This is a genomic window from Streptococcus mitis, from assembly GCF_965111725.1.
Lineage (GTDB): Bacteria > Bacillota > Bacilli > Lactobacillales > Streptococcaceae > Streptococcus > Streptococcus mitis_DV.
In genome coordinates this window covers 1,310,887-1,326,969 of the sequence record NZ_OZ217341.1, presented here as the reverse complement: position 1 = coordinate 1,326,969, position 16,083 = coordinate 1,310,887, and the positions used below count along the sequence as shown (strand labels likewise).

Annotated in this window: 18 protein-coding genes and 1 pseudogene; 12 read left to right on the top strand and 7 right to left on the bottom strand. The window is 37.0% G+C overall.

Annotated features, from left to right (window positions below; all coding sequences use genetic code 11):
• Nucleotides 1-14: 14 nt before the first annotated feature.
• Nucleotides 15-1,022 (top strand): 6-phosphofructokinase, encoded by a 1,008-nt coding sequence (pfkA, locus tag ACLV7Q_RS06575; protein WP_000820862.1) that lies wholly within the window; start codon nucleotides 15-17, stop codon nucleotides 1,020-1,022.
• A 58-nt stretch (nucleotides 1,023-1,080) separates the two neighbouring features.
• A complete protein-coding gene (pyk, locus tag ACLV7Q_RS06570; RefSeq protein ID WP_218757766.1) occupies nucleotides 1,081-2,586 on the top strand; it encodes a pyruvate kinase in 1,506 nt (501 codons plus the stop codon).
• Here pyk and ACLV7Q_RS06565 read toward each other — a convergent pair.
• The 4 genes and pseudogenes from ACLV7Q_RS06565 to ACLV7Q_RS06550 form a co-directional block, all read right to left on the bottom strand.
• Nucleotides 2,583-2,873: a hypothetical protein gene (locus ACLV7Q_RS06565; protein ID WP_218757767.1), complete on the bottom strand. Its 291-nt coding sequence runs from the start codon at nucleotides 2,871-2,873 to the stop codon at nucleotides 2,583-2,585. The two genes, pyk and ACLV7Q_RS06565, sit on opposite strands and share 4 nt — an antisense overlap.
• Nucleotides 2,851-3,216: a tyrosine-type recombinase/integrase gene (locus tag ACLV7Q_RS06560; RefSeq protein WP_218757830.1), complete on the bottom strand. Its 366-nt coding sequence runs from the start codon at nucleotides 3,214-3,216 to the stop codon at nucleotides 2,851-2,853. Before ACLV7Q_RS06560 ends, ACLV7Q_RS06565 begins: the two co-directional genes overlap by 23 nt.
• Before the next feature lie 325 nt (nucleotides 3,217-3,541).
• Nucleotides 3,542-3,673, bottom strand: a pseudogene (locus ACLV7Q_RS06555) (S26 family signal peptidase); the annotation flags it as partial.
• 51 nt (nucleotides 3,674-3,724) lie between these two features.
• Nucleotides 3,725-3,982, bottom strand: a complete 258-nt coding sequence (locus tag ACLV7Q_RS06550) for an XRE family transcriptional regulator (protein ID WP_225904741.1) — start codon at nucleotides 3,980-3,982, stop codon at nucleotides 3,725-3,727.
• 286 nt (nucleotides 3,983-4,268) lie between these two features.
• On the opposite strand from ACLV7Q_RS06550, the gene ACLV7Q_RS06545 reads away from it, so the two are divergent.
• The 3 genes from ACLV7Q_RS06545 to ACLV7Q_RS06535 all read left to right on the top strand — a co-directional run bounded on the left by ACLV7Q_RS06545 (nucleotide 4,269) and on the right by ACLV7Q_RS06535 (nucleotide 5,757).
• Nucleotides 4,269-5,141 carry a DUF4300 family protein gene (locus tag ACLV7Q_RS06545; RefSeq protein WP_218757768.1) on the top strand — a complete coding sequence of 291 codons (873 nt, stop codon included), beginning with the start codon at nucleotides 4,269-4,271 and terminating at the stop codon, nucleotides 5,139-5,141.
• 12 nt (nucleotides 5,142-5,153) lie between these two features.
• On the top strand, nucleotides 5,154-5,333 hold the full coding sequence (locus tag ACLV7Q_RS06540) for a hypothetical protein (RefSeq protein WP_218757769.1): 180 nt from the start codon (nucleotides 5,154-5,156) through the stop codon (nucleotides 5,331-5,333).
• A 112-nt stretch (nucleotides 5,334-5,445) separates the two neighbouring features.
• Complete coding sequence (locus tag ACLV7Q_RS06535) at nucleotides 5,446-5,757, top strand: hypothetical protein (protein ID WP_000420573.1); 312 nt, start codon at nucleotides 5,446-5,448, stop codon at nucleotides 5,755-5,757.
• A gap of 154 nt (nucleotides 5,758-5,911) precedes the next feature.
• Here the strand turns inward: ACLV7Q_RS06535 and ACLV7Q_RS06530 are convergent, their stop codons facing one another.
• Genes ACLV7Q_RS06530 through ACLV7Q_RS06520 form a run of 3 tightly spaced genes read right to left on the bottom strand, consistent with a single transcriptional unit; the run spans nucleotide 5,912 to nucleotide 7,761 of the window.
• Nucleotides 5,912-6,727: a TIGR03943 family putative permease subunit gene (locus ACLV7Q_RS06530; RefSeq protein WP_218757770.1), complete on the bottom strand. Its 816-nt coding sequence runs from the start codon at nucleotides 6,725-6,727 to the stop codon at nucleotides 5,912-5,914.
• The gene (locus ACLV7Q_RS06525; protein WP_218757771.1) at nucleotides 6,724-7,629 is read right to left on the bottom strand and encodes a permease; all 906 of its coding nucleotides are present in this window, start codon (nucleotides 7,627-7,629) and stop codon (nucleotides 6,724-6,726) included. The genes ACLV7Q_RS06530 and ACLV7Q_RS06525 overlap by 4 nt, the downstream gene beginning before the upstream one ends.
• A complete protein-coding gene (locus ACLV7Q_RS06520; RefSeq protein WP_411865997.1) occupies nucleotides 7,630-7,761 on the bottom strand; it encodes an SPJ_0845 family protein in 132 nt (43 codons plus the stop codon).
• A gap of 247 nt (nucleotides 7,762-8,008) precedes the next feature.
• On the opposite strand from ACLV7Q_RS06520, the gene ACLV7Q_RS06515 reads away from it, so the two are divergent.
• The 7 genes from ACLV7Q_RS06515 (at nucleotide 8,009) to ACLV7Q_RS06485 (ending at nucleotide 15,988) form a co-directional block, all read left to right on the top strand.
• Entirely contained in the window at nucleotides 8,009-9,328 is a 1,320-nt protein-coding gene (locus tag ACLV7Q_RS06515) for a DUF1919 domain-containing protein (RefSeq protein ID WP_411866016.1), read from the top strand.
• A gap of 103 nt (nucleotides 9,329-9,431) precedes the next feature.
• Nucleotides 9,432-11,561 (top strand): Tex family protein, encoded by a 2,130-nt coding sequence (locus ACLV7Q_RS06510; protein ID WP_218757772.1) that lies wholly within the window; start codon nucleotides 9,432-9,434, stop codon nucleotides 11,559-11,561.
• Complete coding sequence (locus ACLV7Q_RS06505) at nucleotides 11,548-11,997, top strand: SprT family protein (RefSeq protein ID WP_119919488.1); 450 nt, start codon at nucleotides 11,548-11,550, stop codon at nucleotides 11,995-11,997. Before ACLV7Q_RS06510 ends, ACLV7Q_RS06505 begins: the two co-directional genes overlap by 14 nt.
• Nucleotides 11,998-12,055: 58 nt before the next feature.
• A complete protein-coding gene (locus ACLV7Q_RS06500) occupies nucleotides 12,056-12,328 on the top strand; it encodes a PspC domain-containing protein (protein ID WP_001085048.1) in 273 nt (90 codons plus the stop codon).
• 113 nt (nucleotides 12,329-12,441) lie between these two features.
• A complete protein-coding gene (locus tag ACLV7Q_RS06495; RefSeq protein WP_218757773.1) occupies nucleotides 12,442-14,130 on the top strand; it encodes a hypothetical protein in 1,689 nt (562 codons plus the stop codon).
• 10 nt (nucleotides 14,131-14,140) lie between these two features.
• Entirely contained in the window at nucleotides 14,141-14,863 is a 723-nt protein-coding gene (locus ACLV7Q_RS06490) for a hypothetical protein (RefSeq protein WP_000434512.1), read from the top strand.
• A 3-nt stretch (nucleotides 14,864-14,866) separates the two neighbouring features.
• A complete protein-coding gene (locus ACLV7Q_RS06485; RefSeq protein ID WP_218757774.1) occupies nucleotides 14,867-15,988 on the top strand; it encodes an AAA family ATPase in 1,122 nt (373 codons plus the stop codon).
• The last annotated feature ends 95 nt before the right edge of the window (nucleotides 15,989-16,083 follow it).

Below are 16,083 nucleotides of genomic sequence, written 5' to 3'. Positions count from 1 at the left end.
GAGCATAAACCAATATGAAACGTATTGCTGTTTTGACTAGTGGTGGAGACGCCCCTGGTATGAACGCTGCCATCCGCGCAGTTGTTCGTCAAGCAATTTCAGAAGGAATGGAAGTGTTTGGTATCTATGACGGATATGCTGGTATGGTTGCCGGTGAAATTCATCCCCTAGATGCAGCTTCAGTAGGAGACATCATTTCTCGTGGTGGTACTTTCCTTCACTCAGCTCGTTACCCAGAGTTCGCTCAACTTGAAGGGCAACTTAAAGGGATTGAGCAATTGAAAAAACACGGAATTGAAGGTGTAGTTGTTATCGGTGGTGACGGATCTTACCACGGCGCTATGCGTTTGACTGAACATGGCTTCCCAGCTATCGGTCTTCCAGGTACAATCGATAACGATATCGTTGGTACTGACTTTACAATCGGTTTTGACACAGCGGTTACAACTGCTATGGATGCTATCGATAAGATTCGTGATACATCATCAAGTCACCGTCGTACTTTTGTTATTGAAGTTATGGGACGTAACGCTGGTGATATCGCTCTTTGGGCTGGTATTGCAACTGGTGCTGATGAAATCATCATTCCTGAAGAAGGATTCAAGATTGAAGATATCGTAGAAAGCATTAAATGTGGTTATGAGTGTGGTAAAAAACACAACATCATTGTCTTGGCAGAAGGTGTGATGTCAGCAGCTGAATTTGGTAAAAAACTAAAAGAAGCTGGAGATACAAGCGACCTTCGTGTGACAGAACTTGGACATATTCAACGTGGTGGTTCTCCAACTGCGCGTGACCGTGTATTGGCGTCACGTATGGGTGCGCATGCTGTTAAACTTCTTAAAGAAGGTATCGGTGGTGTTGCGGTTGGTATCCGTAACGAGAAAATGGTTGAAAATCCAATTCTTGGTACTGCAGAAGAAGGAGCATTGTTTAGCCTTACTGCAGAAGGTAAGATTGTGGTTAACAACCCACACAAAGCCGATATTGAGCTATCTAGCTTGAATAAGAGCTTGTCATAATTTACAATTTAGTTAATAAGACCAAAAAGGTCATATATATAAAGGAGTCACAAAAATCATGAACAAACGTGTAAAAATCGTTGCAACTTTGGGTCCTGCGGTAGAAATCCGTGGTGGTAAAAAATTCGGTGAGGACGGATACTGGGGTGAAAAACTTGATGTTGAAGCTTCAGCTAAAAACATTGCTAAATTGATTGAAGCTGGTGCTAACACATTCCGTTTCAACTTCTCACACGGTGACCACCAAGAACAAGGTGAGCGTATGGCAACTGTTAAACTTGCTGAAAAACTTGCAGGTAAAAAAGTTGGTTTCCTTCTTGATACAAAAGGACCTGAAATCCGTACAGAATTGTTCGAAGGTGAAGCTAAAGAGTATTCATACAAAACTGGTGAAAAAATTCGTGTTGCAACTAAACAAGGAATCAAATCAACTCGTGAAGTGATTGCGTTGAACGTTGCTGGTGCTCTTGATATCTATGATGATGTTGAAGTTGGTCGTCAAGTTTTGGTTGACGATGGTAAACTTGGTCTTCGTGTGGTTGCTAAAGATGACGCAACTCGTGAGTTTGAAGTTGAAGTTGAAAATGATGGCGTAATTGCTAAACAAAAAGGTGTGAACATTCCTAACACTAAGATTCCTTTCCCAGCTCTTGCTGAACGTGATAACGACGATATCCGCTTTGGTCTTGAACAAGGTATCAACTTCATCGCTATTTCATTCGTACGTACTGCAAAAGACGTAAACGAAGTTCGTGCAATCTGTGAAGAAACTGGAAACGGACATGTTCAATTGTTCGCTAAAATCGAAAACCAACAAGGTATCGATAACTTGGATGAAATCATCGAAGCTGCTGATGGTATCATGATTGCTCGTGGTGACATGGGTATCGAAGTACCATTCGAAATGGTTCCAGTTTACCAAAAAATGATCATCACTAAAGTGAACGCTGCAGGTAAAGTTGTTATCACTGCAACAAACATGCTTGAAACAATGACTGAAAAACCACGTGCAACTCGTTCAGAAGTATCAGACGTATTTAACGCTGTTATCGACGGAACTGACGCTACAATGCTTTCAGGTGAGTCTGCAAACGGTAAATACCCACTTGAGTCAGTAACTACAATGGCTACAATCGATAAGAACGCTCAAACTCTTCTTAATGAATACGGACGTTTGGATTCAGATTCATTTGAGCGTAACTCTAAGACAGAAGTAATGGCTTCTGCTGTTAAAGATGCGACTAACTCAATGGACATTAAATTGGTTGTAACTCTTACTAAGACAGGTCACACTGCACGTTTGATTTCTAAATACCGTCCAAATGCTGACATCTTGGCATTGACATTCGACGAATTGACAGAACGCGGCTTGATGTTGAACTGGGGTGTTATCCCAATGTTGACAGATGCTCCATCTTCAACTGACGATATGTTCGAAATCGCTGAACGTAAAGCGGTAGAAGCAGGTCTCGTTGAGTCAGGCGATGATATCGTTATCGTTGCTGGTGTGCCAGTAGGAGAAGCTGTTCGCACAAATACAATGCGTATCCGCACAGTACGTTAAGAAAAATATAAAAACCTATCATACCCAGCTTTAGAGCTTGTGTGATAGGCTTTTTTGTATAGAGGGTAAGAAAGAGGCAAAACTTTCATAATGGATTGATACTCTTCGAAAATCTCTTCAAACCACGTCAGCCTCGCCTTACCGTAGGTATGGTTACTGACTTCGTCAGTTTCATCTACAACCTCAAAACCATGTTTTGAGCTGACTTCGTCAGTTCTATCTACAACCTCAAAGCAGTGCTTTGAGCAACCTGCGGCTAGCTTCCTAGTTTGCTCTTTGATTTTCATTTAGTATGAAGTCAGATATGCACAAATTGATTAGGAAAGTCAAATGAATTTCTATAAATGTTTTAGCAATCGTAATGTACTTGTCTAGATTCGATCTGATATATTTTCGATTTAATGATATGGTATTTAAAACCTCCAAAACAGCTTGCTCCATTCTTTTACTTACGTGAGTGTAGATGTTGTTTATTGTTTTAGCGTCTTTGTGTTCTACTCTAACCATTATAGCTTTTAATGGGATATTCTTCTCAGCTAGTGTACTAAGGAGTGTGTGCCTGAAAATATGGGAACTAAGGGGCTGATTTATCGGTTTCGCTAGTTTAGTATTTGCCTTTTGAAAAGTGATCTTAAATGCCTTTCTCTAAATTTACATATCACTATTGTTTAACAAAATCTAATCTGCTTTAGCTCACTTATTCTTTTTTTGAAATGTAGAATGAACTTTTTCAAAGTTTTTCGAATCCTTTAAAATCTGTTTGTTTTATATCGCCATTCTCCCCCTTTTTTAATTCTCCCTATACAGCCTGACAACTTTTCCGATAGTACGAATATGGTTGCTTTCGTCTAGGTGGATGTCGGGATATTCGGGATTGAGTTTTTTTGAGGTAGCCTTGGCAGAGTTTCTTGACATAGTTAGCACCGTCTACTTGGAAGATGCCGATGGTATTATAGTCAATCTGTGGGGGATTTTTGATAAATAGGTAGTCGCTGTTTCTTATCTTTGACTCCATGGACCTGCTGACGACATAAGCGATTGCGTCGTAGTCGTCTGGGATTTCATTCTCATAGAATGGAAACTCCATATCTAAATCGTCGTCCTATATCGAGCGGCTACCTGCATATATAAACCACACCTAACACGAGAGTAAGTAGTCGTCCAGTCTGATGATTTTTACGATACTTCGTTTATCTTCGTTTTTCTGCTCATACAGTTGCCTCTCGGCATAGGTCAGGATTTTACCTTGTCTGGGTGATGCCCGTTGGTCGTAGATGGATTGGATATCGCTAGGAGAATCCTTTTGAACTGGAGGAAAGAGGGCATCAATCAAGCTACTGAATACTTTAGCTAAGTCAAATATAGTATTTTTCTTAGTAGACCTAACCCTTTTCATAATTTCCAATGGCGTTTTTATTTATACCTATCTTAGTACCCAATTCTTATTGAGTCTAACCATTACTAGTCTATATTGTTTTATTTTTCGCATGTAACAATCGCAATCTCTTCTTTATCCACGGATGAAATCGTTTTCTATTTTTGTAAGTAAAGCATAACACGAAATCCAAGAAAATGAAAACTTTGTTGTGTTTTCATAAAAAATTTGTTGACAGAGCACGAAACGCCTACTATAATTAAATCAAGCTTAAGGAAATAACAAAAAAAACAAATCGGAGAAAAAGATGAAGAAATCAAGAAAATTAGCCACATTAGGACTCTGTTCAGCCTTGTTTTTAGGCTTGGCTGCTTGTCAACAAGATGCTACAATTTCGAATGGGACGAGTCAAAGGCAAAGTAGTTCAACGAAAGTTCCATGGAAAGCTTCATACACCAACCTAAACAATCAGGTAAGTACAGAAGAGGTCAAATCTCTCTTATCAGCCCATTTGGATCCAAAAAGTGTTGATGCCTTTTTTAATCTCGTTAATGATTACAATACCATTGTTGGCTCAACTGGCTTATCAGGAGATTTCACTTCCTTTACTCACACCGAATACGATGTTGAGAAAATCAGTCATCTCTGGAATCAAAAGAAGGGAGATTTCGTTGGGACCAACTGCCGTATCAATAGTTATTGTCTTTTGAAAAATTCAGTCACCATTCCCAAGCTTGAAAAGAATGACCAATTGCTTTTCCTAGATAATGATGCGATTGATAAGGGAAAGGTCTTTGATTCTCAAGATAAGGAAGAGTTTGATATTCTATTTTCGAGAGTTTCAACTGAAGCAACTACAGATGTCAAGGTTCACACTGAAAAGATGGAAACATTCTTCTCCCAATTTCAATTCAACGAAAAAGCTCGAATGCTGTCTGTAGTCTTGCATGACAATCTGGATGGTGAGTATCTGTTTGTAGACCACGTTGGCGTCTTAGTGCCTGCTGATGACGGTTTCTTATTTGTAGAGAAATTGACTTTCGAAGAGCCCTACCAAGCGATTAAATTTGCCAGCAAGGAAGATTGTTACAAGTATTTAGGTACCAAGTATGCGGATTATACAGGCGAGGGACTGGCTCAGCCTTTTATCATGGATAACGATAAGTGGGTTAAACTTTAATGGTGTTATGATATGACAGTAATCTTAGGATTTTTATTTCTATTTTTGATGAGTTGGTGGGTTATTTCAATCGTTAATAGCCAGAAACCACGAAAAAATGAAACATTTATTGGCTATATCCAAAGATACGATATTGATGGGAATGGCTATCAATCAGAAGTATGGGAAGTGACTGAGGAGGAAGATTTATAATTAAAGAACAGACTAGTCCTTACAGTATTGCACCTATTTCCAAACAGTCCATTTGTAGTTTTATCTGGATTGGTTTATAATTTAACTTAGAGAAAATAGGAGGATCAATCAGATGGAATTAAAAGATTTTACAGAAAAAGAACAGGAAATGATAAAGAATGGGCTGACGACGTCTAAGATTAGTGACAAGGAAACTGCTGAGAAGATTCTTGCGCTAGTACCACAAGACTTGATTAAGCGAATCCCATTTTTTGTCAGAAAACATGCTACGACACGTACGATTAAACGCATTTCAATTGAACACCCTGAACTCTACGCTGCAGCTCAAACAAGTGGTGAAATCCCAGAAAAAGAACGAGAAGAACTACGTCAGATTATCACGACGATCTTTGAACAAAAGATGAATAAGCATAGTATTAAGTAGAGAATGAAAATGTATTTGATTTGTGAATTGTTCACTAGTTATATATCATTTTAAAAATCGCAATTTATATTCTACTATACAATACTCAACAAAAAACGAACAGGCTCTTTTCTGTCATTCAGAAGAGAACTTGTTCGTTTTTATCTTACTTTCCTTAAAAAGCTCGATAAACATAGGGATTTTCTGGTTTATCGACTTTGGTAAAGCTTTCGATTTCCAAGGTTGGAAGGTTTTGTTTGAGTTCTTTATGGTAGTGATTGACCAGTTTTCCCTTGGCTGTTATCCAAGTATTATTTTCATATTGACGGGTATTTCCCTTGGTCAGCAATCCATAGACACCAGAATCTGCGATACAGTGAATAATGCCGAAGCGGAACAGAAATTGGCTATTGGCATGACTGGGGTCATTATAGACAAAGCCTGTGAACTGGATTGTCTTACTCTCAAACTCATCTGGATAGTCGTAGATAGCCTCCATAACTTCCATATAGTTTTCATTAGTGATCTGAATACTATCTTGGGACAAGTATTTATCCGCAGCCGTTCGCATTTCCTTTTCATAGGCTGTTTTTGAAAAATAAGAACTGGTATCTGGTTTCAAATATTGGCTCGTCGTACCTTCACTTGTCTGAATGGCCAGATTCGTTCCTTCTGATAAGGGGAAATGATAGCCTTTAGCTGAAACAGTCTGAGAATCCAAGCTAACAGTTGGGAAAGTTAAGCCGATGACAAGTGGAATAGCCAGAAGAGAAATACTTGTCATCTTGGCCAATCGGCTGTTCAGATGACTGTGGATTTTGACTTGCTTCATCCAGATATACAATTGAACAATTGCCAAAATAAAGGAAAGCACCATGGAGATATAGGCCAGATAGGAATAGTGCATGTTGATGTACTGGTTTAATTTGCCCGACAGATGGAGGTAAATAGTCAGTTCAAAATAGCCAGCTAAAACTAAAAATCGAATCATAGGATGACTCCAATCAAGAGAGAATAGACTAAGACGACAAGAGTTACAATCGTTATGAAGTGACTGATAAATCGTGCTTTCAAGTAATTTTTCATCATGAGAATATTTTTGATATCCAGCATTGGGCCAATAACGAGAAAGGCCAGAACTGGTGCCAAGCCGAAACTTGAGAGAAGAGAAGCCCCGATAAAGGCATCCGCCTCACTACAGAGAGAAAGAAGAAAGGCCAAAAGCATCAAGAGGAGGATGGCAAAAATAGGGGTTGCACTGATAGAGGTCAGAATCCGTGTCGGAACATAGACCTGTATAACAGAGGCAAAGAGACAGCCGAATACCAAATAACGTCCCGTATCAAAAAATTCATCAATTGCTTGCACAAAGACCTGAAAAACCTTTTTTGCAGGGCTTAGGTGAGAAAAATCATGCTCATGACAAGCCAACCGATTTTCTTTTTGAATCGGTTCTTGCCAGAAAAATCCTAGAAAAATCCCAAGTATCACAGCCACAAGAATGGAACCAAGAGCTCGTAACAGGGCAACGTGGAATGAGTTGCCAAAGGCAGAATAAGTCGCAAAGAGAACAATAGGATTGATAACTGGTGCAGTCACAAGAAAGGGAACGGCCGTGTAACTAGGAACTTTCTTTTCCAGGAAACGATTGATAATGGGGACGATTCCACATTCACAAGAAGGGAAAAGCATCCCGACAAAGGTCCCAAAAAAGATTCTCCCCCAACGATTTCGAGGGAGAAAATGATAAACCTTGTCAGGTGTGATATAAACCTCAATCAGCCCTGAGACAATGCTTCCTATCAAAACGAAGGGAAGGGCTTCAATGATAATGGAGAGAAAAATGGCTCCAGTTTGAAGTACACTAGATGGGAGTTGTTGGAAAGCAGTCATCTAGTTTTTCTTTTCTGCTTTGGCTTTTTTCTCTTTGTCATCAGGGAAAATGACTTGTTGCAAATCTGGGAGTTTAGCAAACTCTTCAAACATCTTGTCCAAGTCGTCTCGTTTTGTAAATTTTACAGCCATAGGTGTACCTCGATTCTAAATTCTACCTCTATTATACTATTATTTTGAGGAAAAGGGAAAAGTTAAAATTTCAAATTGAGTAGCTAATTGATAATATAGCATGATATACACTATACTTGTGCTATAATTAAATAAAAAGAAAATCATTATCAGAAAATTATGGGAGGTAGTCAAATTGACTTACTCAATTAGTGTTGTTTTGTTACATCAAGGAGACAGAAATAGTTTATTAGAGTCTTTGTCACTAGTGGAAAGACAAACATTAAAAGATATAGAAGTTATTATTGTAAATCAATCTACAGAGGAGATAGCTTCCATTAGCCAACAGATGAATCTATCATTTAATATTAAGATTATAGATGAGAATTCTTTTGCTGACTTGTCTGATATGATTACAGGAGATTATATTACGTTTCTATCTTCAAATGATTCATTATTTGATTGGACATTTGAAAAGATGTATCATGCGATAAAATTATCCGATTCTGATGTTGTTCTTGGTCATTTTGCTGATTTGGTTGATGGAGTATTTTACTTTTATCCTTGGGGGGGGGATAATTGGTTGACAGAAAATTTAACGAATGTTCAAGTTTTGCAAAATTTGGATGATACAGATCATCGAATTAGAAAACAATATCGTTCATTATTTGGAAAATTATTCAATAGTAAGCTTTTACGAAAAATAAATCAATTTGATATAAACAACCTTATTTGGAGACTTTATATTCATTCTAAAACTGTAACCTATATTAATTTCCCGACATATATCTATAAACCTGTTGTAGATGTTAAACCTCTCAAAGATTCCTACAAAATTATATTAGAAAATTATGAAAATAGAATCAAAGATTGCGCCGTCTTAGAAAACTATGATATAGAAAAAGCGAAAAAACAATATATTCAAGAATTGGCAAATTTTAGTGCTTGGTTAAAAAATGACGGTGAATATTTAGATTCTGATATTGTTTATCACAAATTGATAGCTGCAGAGAAAGGAATTTTCCCTTTTCTTGAGCTTGATAGATTAGATTTTACGATTATAAGTAATAATTGTGTTGGAGGATTAATTTATAAACAGCTTGGTTTTCAATATAGAACACCTTTTGTTGGTTTATTTATTCTTCCTGATGATTATTATAAACTTACAAAGGATTTTCGGTACTATATGGAACAAGAACTTGTTTTCGAAGAGGAACTTGTTTCACCGAGCTGGACCCATGAAGTTTATCCTTTGGGGCACTTAGGAGATATAGATATTCATTTTCTACATTATTCTAGTATTGAAGAAGCACGGACTAAGTGGGAAAAAAGAAAAAAACGCATAAATTGGGATAATCTATATTTTAAATTTGATAATAAAGACTCAGCTAGTGAAGAAATTCTAAGTAAGATGGATAATCTTCCTTATTCTAATAAATTAATTTTAGTTAATCGTCCATATAAAAATTTGAAAAGTCAATGTGTTATTCCAGGTCAGGAACATCTTCCAGAACTGGCTATTATGTCTGATCCATTAAATACTTTTGATGTCATGGCTTGGTTAAAAAAAGGTGGCAATGCTCTCTAAGTACAAGTTATTGCACTATAGAATATAAATCTATTCCCCACATCTTGTTTTTAAATACTGTAAGAGCTAATTTGAAACGTTTAGCTTGTGGTATAATAGATTTATGGATAAAAAATATGAAAAAATCTCCCAAGATTTGGGAGTGACGTTAAAGCAAATCGATACCGTTCTAAGTTTGACAGCTGAAGGGGCGACGATTCCCTTTATCGCGCGTTATCGCAAGGACATGACTGGCAGCCTGGATGAGGTGGCAATTAAGGCTATTATTGACTTGGATAAAAGTCTGACCAATCTCAATGACCGCAAGGAAGCTGTTTTGGCTAAGATTCAAGAACAAGGCAAGCTGACTAAGGAATTGGAAGAAGCTATCTTAGCTGCCGAAAAATTAGCAGACGTTGAAGAACTCTATCTTCCTTATAAGGAAAAGCGTCGTACCAAGGCAACCATTGCCCGTGAAGCCGGACTCTTCCCACTTGCTCGCTTGATTTTGCAAAATGTAACTGACTTAGAGAAGGAAGCTGAAAAGTTCGTCTGTGAAGGATTTGCGACTGGTAAGGAAGCATTGTCTGGTGCAGTTGATATTTTGGTTGAAGCCTTATCGGAAGATGTCAATTTACGCGCTCTAACTTATCAGGAGGTGCTGAGACACTCTAAACTCACTTCCCAAGTTAAGGATGAAAGTCTTGATGAAAAGCAGGTTTTTCAGATTTATTATGATTTTTCAGAGACGGTTGGAAATATGCAGGGTTATCGTACCTTAGCCCTCAATCGTGGGGAGAAGCTAGGTGTCTTGAAGGTCGGTTTTGAACATGCAACGGACCGTATTCTTGCCTTCTTTGCTGCTCGTTTCAAGGTAAAAAATACCTATATTGATGAAGTTGTTCAACAGTCAGTTAAGAAAAAAGTTTTGCCTGCTATCGAGCGTCGTATTCGGACAGAATTAACTGAGAAGGCAGAAGAAGGAGCTATCCAACTCTTTTCTGACAACCTGCGCAATCTCCTCTTGGTTGCTCCATTGAAAGGGCGCGTGGTTCTTGGATTTGACCCTGCCTTTCGTACAGGTGCCAAGCTAGCTGTCGTTGATGCAACTGGGAAAATGCTGACAACACAGGTCATTTATCCTGTTAAACCAGCATCAGCTCGTCAAATCAAAGAAGCCAAGAAAGATTTGGCAGACTTGATTGGTCAATACAGTGTGGAAATTATTGCCATCGGAAATGGTACTGCTAGTCGTGAAAGTGAAGCCTTTGTGGCGGAAGTTCTTAAAGATTTTCCAGAAGTCAGCTATGTTATCGTCAATGAAAGTGGTGCTTCGGTCTATTCTGCCAGTGAACTTGCTCGTCAGGAGTTTCCAGACTTGACCGTTGAAAAGCGTTCGGCTATCTCTATCGCTCGTCGTTTGCAAGATCCCCTTGCTGAATTGGTTAAAATCGATCCTAAGTCAATTGGTGTCGGCCAGTACCAGCATGATGTCAGTCAGAAGAAATTGTCTGAAAGTCTGGATTTTGTCGTGGATACTGTGGTCAACCAAGTCGGTGTCAATGTCAATACAGCCAGCCCAGCTCTTCTTTCCCATGTCGCTGGACTCAACAAAACTATCTCTGAAAATATCGTCAAATACCGTGAGGAAGAGGGAAAAATCACTTCACGCGCCCAAATCAAGAAAGTTCCTCGTCTGGGAGCCAAGGCCTTTGAGCAGGCTGCTGGTTTCCTTCGTATCCCTGAAAGTAGCAATATCCTTGATAATACAGGAGTTCACCCAGAAAATTACGCTGCCGTTAAGGAACTTTTCAAACGTTTGGATATTAAAGACCTAAACGAAGAAGCGCAAAATAAGCTTAAGTCCCTTTCTGTCAAGGAAATGGCGCAAGAGTTAGACCTTGGTCCAGAAACTCTTAAAGATATCATTGCAGATCTTCTCAAACCAGGTCGAGATTTCCGTGATTCCTTTGATGCTCCAGTTCTCCGTCAAGATGTCTTGGATATTAAAGACTTAAAAGTCGGCCAGAAGCTAGAAGGTGTGGTGCGTAATGTCGTTGACTTCGGTGCCTTCGTTGACATTGGAATTCATGAGGACGGTCTGATTCATATTTCCCACATGAGTCGCAAATTTATCAAACACCCTAGTCAAGTAGTGTCAGTCGGAGATTTGGTGACGGTTTGGGTTAAGAAAATCGATACTGAACGTGAAAAAGTCAATCTGTCGCTCCTAGCTCCAAATGAAACTGACTGATTACGTTAAGCAGGTTTCACTAGAAGACTTCGGCAGACCTTTTATCCATCAAGTCCAGTGGAATTCTCGTCTACGTTCGACAGGTGGGCGATTTTTCCCCAAAGATGGGCATTTGGATTTTAATCCCAAGGTTTATCAGGAATTGGGTCTGGATGTTTTTAGGAAAATTGTCCGACATGAACTCTGTCATTATCACCTCTATTTTCAAGGGAAGGGCTATCAACACAAGGATCGGGATTTTAAGGAACTTTTGAAAGCAGTGGATGGATTACGCTTTGTGCCAACCTTGCCAAATAGAAACTCCAAGCCAATCAAGCTTTATCGTTGCCAATCCTGCCAGCAAAGGTATCAGCGCAAGCGAAGGATTGATACCAAACGCTATCGCTGTGGAATTTGTAGAGGTAAATTGCTATTAGTAAATCAGCCTGAGGACTGATGAAAGCCAAGCCTACCCGTGGTATACTATGTCTAACCTAGCAGAAAGAGGAAATATCATGAACAGTAAATTTTATAAAATGAGACGAAATCGTATGATTTCAGGAGTTCTGGCAGGTCTGTCAGACAAGTGGAACTTTGATGTTACCCTTGTTCGTTTTCTATTTGCTATTTTTACAGTCGCAAACTTTGGACTTGGCGTGATTATCTATATCATCCTAGCTTCTGTCATGCCAACCAAGGAAGAAATCGAAGCAGAAATGTATGGAACAGGCCCACGCAAACGAAAAGAAGCCCAAGCCATTGACGATAATGAAGGCTGGTTTTGGTGAGGTAAATAAGAAAATAAGCTTTGTATTATAGACAAGGCTTTTTTTCATCTTGTCAGAATTCATGCCTAAATGGTATAATAAGCGTATAAAAATAATTTGACAGGAAATGGATTATGGCTAATGAAAATGAGTTACTCGCATTACGATCATCAGATATTGAGATTAAATACGACGAATTGCTTAATTTAGAAAATTCTCTAGAAAATAATCTCAAAGATCATATTAAAGATATAGAAAAAATTGATTTAGATAGGGAAAAATTACAAAATAATGAATACCTTCAAGAATCTATTGAGAATATAGTCTGGGAGCAAGTACAACTTCAACTTGCTGCCCAAATTGGTGATGAGTTTATTAAAGAGAACAACGGACAAACCCTAGATTTACGAAAAGAAGCACATATACAAACTGCTGAAAATTTTGAAAAAGGTAAATTTGCGACTCATAATAGAGATGTTAATTTTCAAGAAAGATACGACACTTGGCAAAATAATTTTGTTAAAGATGACTTAGGGAATATTCAAACACACTCAACTCGTTCAGGTAAAATTGTAAATACTTTAACCAAAGAAGCGAGAAAACCATTTGACACCGGAAGGCCAACAGGTTCAAAAGAAAAAGGAACCCAAATGGATCATACAGTTTCTGCTGGAGAGATTATACGTGATCCAAAAGCAAATGCTTTTTTGACAAAAGAAGAGCAGATTGCTTTTGCAAATAGTAAAGCTAATCTTAACGAAATTAGGAGTGAAGTTAATCAAGCGAAGGGAGATTTATCTACATCAGAATTATTCGATAATCCAAACTCTAAGGGACAATATGCTAGAGAAGTCCATAATATTAGTTCAAAAGAAGAGAAACAGTTAAGAGAGAAAGATAAAGAGGCACGCACGGAATACGACAGAGTGAGAGATGAGGCTGAGAAGCGAGCTATAAAATCAGGTAAAAAATCACGTCGTGATGAGACGTTAAAAATTTCCGGAAAAGCTTTGAAAGCAGCGCTTTTACAGTTATTATCAGAATTTTTGCGAGAATTGATTTCTAAATTTATCTCTTGGCTAAAAGATACAGAAAGAAACTTATCGACTTTTATTGATAAAATAAAAGAGGCTATCATATCTTTTGTAAATAACTTAGCAAATCATGTATTAAATGTCGGTAAATCTGTAGTTACAATGATTGCGTCTGCAATAGTTGGACCTGTAATTAATACAGTTCTTAAAGCCTGGACCTTTATACACCAAGGTTGGAAATCTTTGAAAGAAGCAATAGATTATGTAAATAATCCTGAAAATAAAGATAAAAGCCTTGATATTATGATGTTAGAGGTTGGAAAAATTATTGTTGCGGGTTTAACAGCTACAGGTGCAATTGTAGTTGGGGAAGTTTTAGGAGCATCCCTCACTGCAAGTTTTCCAGTTTTGGCTATTTCAATACCACTTTTGGGAACAATCGGTAGCGTCATTGGAACATTTATGGGAGCAACTTTATCAGGAATTATTGGCGCTTTCGTACTAAAAATGATTGATCAGCAAATTGTCAATAAACAAATTTCCGAGCTAAATTCTAAGAAAATTGATCAAAATAATGAAATGTTAGTAATCCAAGATCAATTATTAGATGTTAAGAGTATAAAGTTACAAGTTGAAAAAGATTCTGTTATCAATACTATTAAGGAAAGACATGATATGGCTGCTTCAATGATGAAAGAAAAGCTGTCAGATATTTTTGCAGAATCTACAAGAGACGATAAAAGTGACTTTGATGAGATTGATACTTTATTACAAGAATTATTAGATTAAGGAGAAAAATATGGAACAAGAAGTATTTGAGCAAGAACAAGAAACAATTGAAATAAACATTAGTAACCATGATTTCGATGAAGCGAAAGAGCATCTGAAAGAGTTTGCTGAACAAAGTCAAGATGAATTGTATTTTGATACAGTTAGAACTCATGAAGATTTCTTTGGTTTTGAATTTGCTGAACATGGAGTTACTGGTAAAGAGTTTAATACTTTAGTTGAACAAACTCAAAATTACATTTCAAAATTTTATGATAATCAACAAAAACTTATTGAAGAATTTGGTCAAGTTTATAAAGCTTTAGAGGCTCTGGATAAAGATTATATTCAAGCAATCCTCTCTTCTGTAGTTGCCATTGAACATACCAACAAGAAAATTCTGAAAGAACAATCTCGTATTGATAAAACCATTGAGAAACAAAAAGCAACTCTAGTAGCTCTTAAGCAATTTAAAGAGAAATTTAACGAAGAAAATAGCAAAAACTCTATCGAAAAACATGAGGTAATACTTTCTAAATTTAATGATAGACTTGTAAATCTAGAACAATTCGCAAGTACTCTTCCTTCAGAACCGGTTTCAAATACTGGTGAAATTGATCAACTTAGGAGAGAATTGAACGAAAGTAAACAACAAATTCAATTTATTTCAAATCGCCTTCTAACAGTCTTTATTGTTTCTGGAATTTCTATTGGTATGTTAGTGATTGCCTTGCTTTTCATGTTATTGAGGTAAGATATGTCAACTTCTCGAGATAAATTAATTTGTAGTGCAAAGAAATTAGACTTCTATTTTGGAAAAGAAAATAATTATCTTGATAAAGTAAATAATATTATAGTAAATCATACTGATACAAAATCAGTAGCAGAATTGTATAAATCTATTTTTTTATTACAACAAGCTAACAAACGAAACAAGCTTACACCTTTATTGAAAGATTTATCTGATAATCTAGCTAGCTTTCTTGGATATACTTACCTATTTGATACTTTGGAAAAAGAGTTAGGTCAACAAAAGAAATCATCTTTAAATGACCTTTTGGCGGAACTAAATCAGTTAGTAGGTTTAGAGAGGGTAAAAAAAGAAGTTAGTCGTTTAATTATTTATCAAAAAGTTCAGTCAAAAAGGAAAGAGTCTGGCTTAAATATTCCCAAAAGAACTTTACACATGGCTTTTATGGGAAATCCAGGAACAGGAAAAACAACTGTTGCTAGAATTATTGGAAGAATGTACTACCAATTGGGACTTTTATCCAAAGGACATTTTTTAGAAGTCTCCAGAACAGATTTAATTGCAGGTTACCAAGGACAAACTGCACTGAAAGTTAAAAATGTCATAGAAAAGGCGAAAGGTGGAGTTCTCTTTATTGATGAGGCGTATAGTATTACTGAAAATGAAAATACTGATTCATATGGGCGAGAATGTTTAACAGAACTTACAAAGGCTTTAGAAGATTCACGAGATGATTTAATTGTTATTGTGGCTGGTTATACCGAACCAATGAACCATTTCTTTGAATCAAATCCTGGTTTGAAATCTCGATTTAATTATTTTATTAATTTTGAAAATTATTCTTCTACAGAATTGTTAGATATTTTTGAAACATTAGCAAGAAAAGACGACTACCATATAGATGACAAGCTGAAAGAAGTATTATTAAATTATTTTAATGAAAAGTTAGAAAGTAATCTCACCAATTTTTCTAACGGTCGCTTTGTTCGAAATCTATATGAAGATTTAATAATGAATCAAGCTGTCCGACTTAACCAAAGTGAAGCTGTGAATTTAAAAGAATTAACTTTGTTGATTAAAGATGATTTTTGTTTAGATGAAAATCGTTCTAGTGACATAGATTTATAATCAAACGAAAGAATGAATCTTCAAACTGTTTATGAATGTATTATTGACCGTTGCAGTCAATTTACGAATCTTAACCCTTGTATCTGCAAGGGTTT